This window comes from Coleofasciculaceae cyanobacterium (genome assembly GCA_036703275.1).
Classification (GTDB): domain Bacteria; phylum Cyanobacteriota; class Cyanobacteriia; order Cyanobacteriales; family Xenococcaceae; genus Waterburya.
Genome location: DATNPK010000071.1, coordinates 1 through 8,735 on the forward strand (window position 1 = coordinate 1; position 8,735 = coordinate 8,735).

Genomic DNA, 8,735 nt, shown 5'->3' on the forward strand with positions numbered 1-8,735 from the left:
TGATATCGAGCAATATCGAGATTGTGTAGAAATTACTAGATCCCAAGTGCCAGCTTCATTAGCAGATATTTATCATATTCTTGACTGTCATAAGATTCCTCGTAACGCACTGCTCAAGTTGATGTTCTGTTGCTCGTTTGAAATAAATCTTAAGCAACCTATTCAGTTAGATAGTGAGATCGTAGCAGTCTCAGAAAAAATTGATTGGGAAAGATTATTAAATGTCTAAAATAACATTGCGAGATGGTTTGAAGTTTGAACTACACGGACGAGAATATGAATTAATTGAGCGGATACCTTCAGGAGACTGGAAAATCTGCAATGTAGTTACAGCAAAACAAACGAGCTTATCGGAAACTGATATTACAGATTTTTTGTTTAAAGGTGAACTTCAGTTCATCACAGAAAAATCTCAACAGTATATTGCTTTTCCCGATCTAAGCCAGACAGAGAGAAATAATGCGATCTGGCGAGAAAAATATGTTAAAAGAGTTTTAGACGAAGGTATAAACAAGTCTACTAAACAAGCTTTAGAGCCAATTATCAAAGAAGTATATCGTCAAATAAAACTAGACGAAAATATCCCGCAGGAAATTCAAGATAAACCCAAGCCTTCACATAATTCCGTTTATCAATGGATTAAAAAATACAAGCAGTCTGAAGAGAATATTCATTCTCTGGTATCGAATACAAAAAAGAAAGGAAACCGTGAATCTCGACTACAGCCAGAAGTTTATCAAATTATCGAACAAGCAATTGATGAAATATATCTAAATCGCAATCAAGGTTCTATTAAAGATACCTACGATCGCGTAATTGTTTTGATTGTAGAAAAAAATCAGCGCAGACAGTATTTGAATTTGCCAGAGCTAAAACTTCCCAAATATATGGCTATTCGCAACACTATCAAAAAAATTCCCTCTCAGGAAAGAGATAGAGCAAGGTTGGGAAAGAGAACTTCAGACTTAATCCATCAGCCCGTAAATGTAGGTCAAGGCTTAAATCCAACTAGACCACTAGAAGTTGTAGCAATCGATCACAGTCTTCTGCCTTTTTATATCCTTGATGATGATTATCGATTGCCCGTAGGTCTTCCTTGGCTGACAACTGCAATTGATGTTTATTCGCAGACGGTAGTTGGATATTACTTAACCTTCGATCCACCTAGTTATCTTTCAGTCATGTACTGTTTATTGCACAGTATTAGGTCGAAAGAATATGTCAGATCGACCTATAGATCTGTGAAAAATGATTGGGCTTCTTTTGGGTTGATGGAGACTCTTAAAGTTGATAATGGTACAGATTTTCGAGGGAAATCATTAGAAGATGCTTGTAGAGAACTAAAAATAAATTTGGAGTTTTGTCCTGTTAAAATGCCCTGGTACAAAGCTACTGTTGAAAGATATTTTGGCAGTATTCAGAAACAGTTGAGCGGTAAAATTCCAGGAAGTTGTGCCAAGTTTTTAGAAAATAACGATTACGATGCTAAAAAACAGGCAGTTGTGACGCTACAAGAACTGCAAGAGATTATTCACATATTTTTGATAGATATACACAATCAAAGTTCACATACCAAGCTCAAGAGTACTCGTGCTTCTGTCTGGCTTTGCGGAGTTCAATCCTATCCTATTTCCTTGCCTAGTTCCGATGATACTTTGAAAGTTTTACTGGGCGATATTGAAGAGAGAACTATTAGTAGAAAAGGAATTGAATTTTATTATTTATTCTACAATAGCGATCGCTTGCAAACACTACGCGATCGCTATCAAGCAAATGATTTTCGTCGAAGCAACAAAACCAGAAGCAAGGAAAAGACTAAGTTTAAATATAATCGAAATGATATTTCAGTTATTCATGTCTTCGATCCTCAGTCAAGAAAATATATAGCAGTTCCAGCTATAAATCAAAATTACACTCAAAATCTTTCACTTGTTCAACATCGAATTATTTATCGATATGCTTTGAATCATGGATTGATTGAAGAAGGAAAGAACGTAGATGTTGTCGCATTGGCATTAGCCAAACAGCAAATTCAAGACATTGTTAGCGATGCAATCAAAAAAACGAAGGCAGCAAAAGCTTCTAAGCAAGTAATTAGGTATTTGGGAACGGGTACAGGCGAAGAGGTGATTGTTGCTCAAGAACGATCGATTAAAGCGATAGAGCAAGCAGATTCGGTTGATGAAATTGTTGCTAGTTCAGAATCAATCTTATCTAGTATTAATGCAGGTATATCAGATTTTTCTAGTGCTGTAGAGTTAGATAAAAAAGCCGAAGAAATAGCCGTTGAAATATTGCCTAACGATACTATTGATACCAAAAGTACAACTAAAACTTTAAAGACGCGGAAAAAATCAAAGCCAAAAGCTCAAAAAAAATCAGTTGCTGATAAATCTAAAACAAAGCTAACAAATAAGCAAAAATCAACTGACAGTAAACAACTAAAAGATTCCTTTTCTCCAAGCATAAAGCAGCACATTACAGATGAGGTAGCTGAAACAAGCTCATCTACAAACGAGAAAAAAGAACAGCAAGCAAAACAAGAAGAAAAATCGAGAGCTACTATCGGATTGCCTCAATGGAAACCTCCTTCTCGATAATTACAGAGAGAAAGCCACATTTAGGTTGGGTTTTGTATTATTTATGATTAAAACTTGCTTCAATACTTAAAGTTATGTCTGAAGATATTAAATACACAACATCTAAAGAAAAAATAATAGCTGCCAATCAAATTTATGCTACTTATCCATTATTTAATCGGATACTAGAAGATATTTATGAATGCCATTACAGTCCAGAGACTAATGCAGATAGCGATCCCGATTGTCTTCTTTTGATGGGTGAAGCGGGAGCGGGGAAAACTACAATCTACAAAACTTATGCTCAAAACTATCCCAGGCAAGAAACAGATGAGGGTAGTATAGTACCTATAGTTTATACACCAATTCCTGTTCCTGCAACGGTAAAAGGATTAGTCGAAGCTATCTTAAAAAAGCTTGGCGATCCTTTATATAATAAAGGAACAACTACTAATCAGACCAGCAGAGCATACGATTTATTGGCTGCGTGCCAAGTCGAACTCATTGTACTGGATGAGTTTCATCATTTTATCGATCGCGAATCTAAAAAAGTTTTAAAAAACGTTTGCGATTGGTTAAAGAATCTGATTTTAAACACTCGAATACCCGTTGTTTTATTTGGGCTACCTGAGTCTAAAAGAATTTTGGAGGTTGATAATTGGCAGTTAAGTCGTAGATTTACTTACCGTCATGAATTGATTCCTTTTCCTCGCAATGATTCGGGGATGGAATTGTTTCGCCAATTTCTTAGTGATATAGAAGAGCAATTACCTTTAGCAGAAAAGTCTGGGTTGGCTACAAAGTCTCTATCAGAGCGTATCTATTACGCTACTGACGGCACTATTGCTCATGTTATGACACTAATTCGTAAAGGAACTACTTTAGCAATTAGAAATGATCTAGATCGCCTCGATCTAGAGATTATGAATACTCTTTATCATAGACATCTCAAGCATGAAAAGCCTTTTAAATATACCGAGCCGTTTCTGGTTAAAAAACTAGATTTTGAAGCAAGTTATGCGTTTGATACAAGTAAACAAATTAATCAAAACAATCGCAACGGAAATTTAAGAAGTATTTTACATAGTTAAATCAGGATGCCATTTTTACGTAGACCTAGACCTGGAGCAAACGAAATATTTTCGAGCTATTTACTACGGCTTACTCAGGCAAATGGCTACAATAATTATCAAGCAATTTTGAATTATGTCAGCATTCAATCTGATTTCCATAAACTCAACTATTTATCGAAAGATACCATTAATCTAACCACATTGAGTCAAATGACAGAGTTAGAGAAAGGGCAATTATGGGAGATGATATTTTCAGAAATCGGCGATCGCAAAGTTCGAGCTTATGGATCGATTTTGGATTATGAGTGGTTAGAGCGCGAAAAACTTAAGATTTGTCCAGCTTGTTTTGCTACTGATGGGTACTACCATAAACACTGGTCTTTGTGGTGCTATACCAGTTGTTATCTTCACCAATGCTTGCTAGTTGATATTTGCCCACAATGCCAGTCTGTGTGGAATTGGGATGACTTGAAGAATGACTGGAAATGTAAATGTGGGTGGAAGTTTGCTGAAACGTTAGTTACCAAGATAAAGCAAGAAGAAAATAACTTAAGCGAAGTAGTGGCTCGTAGCTGCAAATTAACAGAGGGAAAATCAACATCTTTAAATTCTAAATCTCTACTTTCCGACCTCAGCTTATCCCAAATATCTCTGCTAATGAGATCTACTGTCTCGCTACACAATCCAGGGGATAGTTTATATCAACTTCAATTACCATCAACAAATCAAGATTTACACACATTGCTATCAAAATCGGCACTCATATATACATCTGAGTCCAGCAACTTATCATACTTCTTACAGTGGTTCGATCGCTTTTACCGACTGGAGTACAAGAGATTTGGACAAAGAAAGAATCATTTACAGAAATTAAGTCTCATTGCCACCTTCGGTCAAAAGTTGGAAGATCTTCGCCTGAAATAATTACTCTTATAATTGCAATTTGCTAAACCATAACATTTTCACACGACAATCGCTTCAATTGCACTATAAAGCTCGTCACGATCGCGATTTATAAATACATTGCTATAGCATCACCTCAATGCTCTCGATTCTTTTTTTGCTTGGTTGAAAGTCCTTGAGAGGGAATTTCTCCTTTTTCCTTCGCTTCCTTCAGTGCCATCTCCAGTAAAAAAGCTGCCAAATTTGCTAGAGATCGCCCTTGAACGTTTGCCCAATCTTCTAATTCATCCACCACCGAATCTGGCAAAGTGACATTGATTCGCTTGCTCACCGATTTATCAGAACTCATAATTTACATCTTTAATCATGTTAATCCCATGAGTTCCATAATACAGTACTTGACCTTTTTCGATGTTTATCTGCATCTAATAAGATGTAAATATATGATATTATTTTTAGAGAGATAGCGATCGCAAAGTACAAATTGCAATGAAAATTGGGAATTTAGAACCAAACATTTTACTTCGTCGTCCTAAACCATATGAAGATGAAGATTTAGCTGGCTACATTCTTCGTTTGAGTCAAGTTAACCGTTATTCTTCACCTCAATGGATTTATAATTTGGCATCCATTCCTCAATATGCAGCTAACGGAAATTTTTGCGATCGCACTACCAGCGATTTTTCTAAATTGGCTCAATTACTTTCGGTTGAAGAGTCTACCCTATGGAAAATGGCTTTTCGGGAGTATAAATCGAACAAAGTTGCCCGTGTTAAATTTTTCGGCAGATCCTTGCCAACTTATAATTTATCCAAGCTAACAGCGAAAGTTTGTCCTTGCTGTCTGGCAGAAAAGTCTTATTGTCGCAAGATTTGGAATTTGATTCCTCTTACAGTTTGTCCAATTCATCACTGCTTACTTTTAGATGTTTGTCCTGCGTGCGATCGCACTATTCGCTGGGATCGCAATTCGGTTAATGAATGCAAATATTGCCAATCAGATTGGCGCAACATTCAGCCAGAAATCCTCGAATTGCCAGACACGATTCCCTCTCATTTGTTATTCGCTGCTTGCGGTTTGGAACAATTAGGACAAGCACAACTCCAACTCATTGGTGAGCGACATCCGATTTTAAATTTAGAACTAGAACACCTGGTTAGTCTACTCACCTTCATTGCAGGACAATTAGTAGATATCGGTGACACTACAGGTAAATTTATTGCCACTAGTCGCAGTAATCAAGAATTACATGACTTACTTTTCTCCGCTTGGGATTACCTTAAAGATTTTCCCCAAAGTTTTGAGAGCTTTCTAGAATGGCGCAAAAAGAAAAGTTCTCATTCAGACCGAAATACTGGAATTTCTAAGGATTTCGGTCACTTTTATGGAAGGCTCTACAAAAATTTTCCCCGACATACTTTTGGCTTTTTACATAAAGCTTTTGAGAATTATTTGGCAACTCAATGGGATGGAGGCTACTTAAATACAAAGCTGGGAAGAATTAAAATGCCTGATGATGTCGAGCGTAAATTCCTGTCTGGAGCGGAAACTGCAAAGTTATTAAAAATGAAGGAAGCTTGGGTATTGCGCTCAGTTCAATGTGGAATGTTAAAGGGTCGGTTACGTAAAATGGGCAAGCGGACATCGGTACTAGTTGAACGAGAAAGCGCAGAAGCTTATTTACAAAATCTTGCCAATGCCATATCCACTGAAGAAGTAGCTAAAATTTTAGGAATCGGACGTAAAGCTGTAGTCGATCTGATTGAACACTCGTGTTTGTCAGCTTTCAGAGGACGTACCGCAGATGGATACTTAAGATGGTTGATTAATCGCAATGCACCAGTAGAGTTATTAAATCGCATAGATGCTTTGTTGAAGGAAAAGACAGATAGGGGAAAAATAGACAAATGCTCTTTCGATTTAGCAATCCGCAGGTTAAGTGGTTCGGGATGTTCGATTGGTCGTTTTGTTAGCGCAATTTTAGATAGGACAATTGTTCCAGTTGGCAAAATTCAAAGAATTGGACTAAAGCAGTATTGTTTCGATACCCAAAATATAGATCGATTGGTAGAGGATTACTACAAAAAAGACGAGCAGGTTTTGAATGTCTCAGACATTGCCATTTTGTTGGGGATCAAACAACAAGTAGCTGCATTTTGGATCGATCGCGGTTTCATGTCGGCAGAAATTAAACCTGGTAAACATAGACCTCGAAAGGTTTTGAAGGTATCAATTGAGGAATTTCGCAACCAGTATATAACTGCTGTTGAATTAGCTCGTCAGATGGATACTTCTCCTAGAAAAGTAGTGAGTTTATTGGGCGATCGCCATATTTTACCCGTTACTGGCAAAGAAATTGATGGCGGAAGACAGTATCTATTTTTGAGAAAAGAAGTGACGGTTGATCTAACCAAAATCATACAGGATAGTTAATCTGAGTAAAAAGTAAAAAGCTCATTTTAGTGACAAGCTTTAAATTTAAACAAGAAAAGTACTTAGTCAAAATCAAACACATCTAAAACTTAAATAACAAGATTTCCACGGTGTTATTTATAAGGAATATTGGGGAACTTTAAAAGTGTAGCGCTCGCTTTGGCCGTGGATTCCTTTTCTCAAGGCATAAATGACCCAAAGTTATGAGCCATTGGGAATGGGCGCAGGGATTGCATCGAGTTGGCGATAATTATCTTTACGTTAATCGAGGGTTAGGCAGTTTTATCACCTGGACGATGGTTTTGTCCTCCAGAAATAACAGTCATCTCTTTAGTCGCGTAAGCATAAATATTTTTGGTATTTTTTCCACGACTTTTCCACTATTTAAAATTAACTTTTAATTATCTAGAAATTAAATAGGAGTTTTATGAAGAAAAACTTAGTCTATTCCACAATTTTCGCCCTAACAACGACGACAGTAGGACTACCGATTGTAACTCAGGCTTAGGATATCGAATTCGATGAGTCATAGTGGCGTTTGCTAACTCAATTCCTGCTCGAACAAGCGTACAAATCGCTCTCAAAGATCTCCAACCTGTTGTACCAAATGGTAATTCCTTTTTTAACTATCAGATCTCTGGTAAGCACGTCGGATTGACGGAACCGATTCCCTATGGTTTAGCTCGTTTTCGAGCAGATAATTTTCGATAGAACTAGCTAAATTTAACTTTCTTGCCTAATCGGACAGCTAAAAATATTTCAAAAAAAAGATATGCAAAATAGATATCCTAGTAAGTTAATTTATCGAGTAATATTAGCTATCTTGATTTTTTTGTGGTCTGGTATACCAAGTTTGGCTCAAAAAAATATTCCAACCGAATTAGAAATTTTAAACCGTCATCCAGAGCAAATTATTAAACCACAACCGTCGGTACAGCCATCTCCTAATGCCCCGGGATTAAATGAGCCAGAAGAATTGGAGGCATTTATAGACAATTTTTTTGAGCAGGAAAGAGCGAAGAATCATATTCCTGGTGGAGTTGTTTCTGTTGTCAAAGATGGAAAGCTATTTTTTGCTAAGGGTTATGGTTATGCTAACGTAGAAAAAAAAATTCCCGTTGTTGCAGATAAAACTCTCTTTCGCGTTGCTTCTCTCTCCAAGTTAGTTACAGCCACAGCAGCAATGCAATTATACGAGAAGGGACAACTAGATTTAAATGCTGAAGTTAACCAATATCTTACAGATTTTCAACTGAAGAATCCTTTTCCTGAACCCGTCAAAGTAGCTCAATTAATGACACATACAGACGGCACTACAAAACGAAGAATCGGACTTGCTGCTCGTAGTGCATCCGCCATGAAACCATTGGGGGAATACTTGGCTGAGCATATGCCGCCGATAGTTTGGCATCCTGGCCAACTATACAGTTACTCCAGTCATAGTACAGCTTTGTTGGGCTATTTGGTAGAAAAGATTTCTGGTGTTCCTTTCTCTCAATACATCGAGCAAAACATTTTTCAACCACTGGAAATGCGTCGCAGCAGTTTCCTTCAACCAGCACCGCCACCTTTAGCAAACGATCTAGCGATAGGCTATCAATATCGTAATGGTTCTTTTAAATCTGTTCCGTACTTGTACCTAAATATTGCCCCTGCTGCATCTATGCAAACAACTGCTACAGATATGGCTAATTTTGCGCTCGCCCATCTATTAAATGGACGCTATGAAAACTCACGCATTCTTGAG

The 8,735-nt window shown here is 37.2% G+C and carries 8 protein-coding genes; 7 read left to right on the top strand and 1 reads right to left on the bottom strand.

Features of this window, described 5'->3' with window-relative positions; translation table 11 throughout:
- The 4 genes from V6C71_13305 to V6C71_13320 all read left to right on the top strand — a co-directional run.
- Nucleotides 1-229 (top strand): hypothetical protein (locus V6C71_13305; protein HEY9769450.1); only part of this gene is annotated, 229 nt, incomplete at its 5' end.
- Nucleotides 222-2,600 carry a hypothetical protein gene (locus V6C71_13310; protein HEY9769451.1) on the top strand — a complete coding sequence of 793 codons (2,379 nt, stop codon included), beginning with the start codon at nucleotides 222-224 and terminating at the stop codon, nucleotides 2,598-2,600. The genes V6C71_13305 and V6C71_13310, both read left to right, overlap by 8 nt.
- Nucleotides 2,601-2,674: 74 nt before the next feature.
- Complete coding sequence (locus V6C71_13315; GenBank protein HEY9769452.1) at nucleotides 2,675-3,670, top strand: TniB family NTP-binding protein; 996 nt, start codon at nucleotides 2,675-2,677, stop codon at nucleotides 3,668-3,670.
- 6 nt (nucleotides 3,671-3,676) lie between these two features.
- Complete coding sequence (locus V6C71_13320) at nucleotides 3,677-4,576, top strand: TniQ family protein (protein HEY9769453.1); 900 nt, start codon at nucleotides 3,677-3,679, stop codon at nucleotides 4,574-4,576.
- Between the two features lie 115 nt (nucleotides 4,577-4,691).
- On the opposite strand, the gene V6C71_13325 is transcribed toward V6C71_13320, so the two are convergent.
- Entirely contained in the window at nucleotides 4,692-4,904 is a 213-nt protein-coding gene (locus V6C71_13325) for a hypothetical protein (protein ID HEY9769454.1), read from the bottom strand.
- A gap of 140 nt (nucleotides 4,905-5,044) precedes the next feature.
- Between V6C71_13325 and V6C71_13330 the strand changes: the two genes are divergently transcribed.
- The 3 genes from V6C71_13330 to V6C71_13340 all read left to right on the top strand — a co-directional run.
- A complete protein-coding gene (locus V6C71_13330; GenBank protein ID HEY9769455.1) occupies nucleotides 5,045-6,988 on the top strand; it encodes a TniQ family protein in 1,944 nt (647 codons plus the stop codon).
- Between the two features lie 531 nt (nucleotides 6,989-7,519).
- Nucleotides 7,520-7,699: a hypothetical protein gene (locus V6C71_13335; protein HEY9769456.1), complete on the top strand. Its 180-nt coding sequence runs from the start codon at nucleotides 7,520-7,522 to the stop codon at nucleotides 7,697-7,699.
- A 61-nt stretch (nucleotides 7,700-7,760) separates the two neighbouring features.
- The coding region (locus V6C71_13340) for a serine hydrolase (protein ID HEY9769457.1) at nucleotides 7,761-8,735 on the top strand (975 nt) is incomplete at its 3' end.

What these genes read in the sequence shown, in the direction of transcription:
- V6C71_13310 (HEY9769451.1), top strand. Translation starts at nt 222, where the DNA reads ATGTCTAAAATAACATTGCGAGATGGTTTGAAGTTTGAACTACACGGA.
- V6C71_13315 (HEY9769452.1), top strand. Translation starts at nt 2,675, where the DNA reads ATGTCTGAAGATATTAAATACACAACATCTAAAGAAAAAATAATAGCT.
- V6C71_13320 (HEY9769453.1), top strand. Translation starts at nt 3,677, where the DNA reads ATGCCATTTTTACGTAGACCTAGACCTGGAGCAAACGAAATATTTTCG.
- V6C71_13325 (HEY9769454.1), bottom strand. Translation starts at nt 4,904, where the DNA reads ATGAGTTCTGATAAATCGGTGAGCAAGCGAATCAATGTCACTTTGCCA.
- V6C71_13330 (HEY9769455.1), top strand. Translation starts at nt 5,045, where the DNA reads ATGAAAATTGGGAATTTAGAACCAAACATTTTACTTCGTCGTCCTAAA.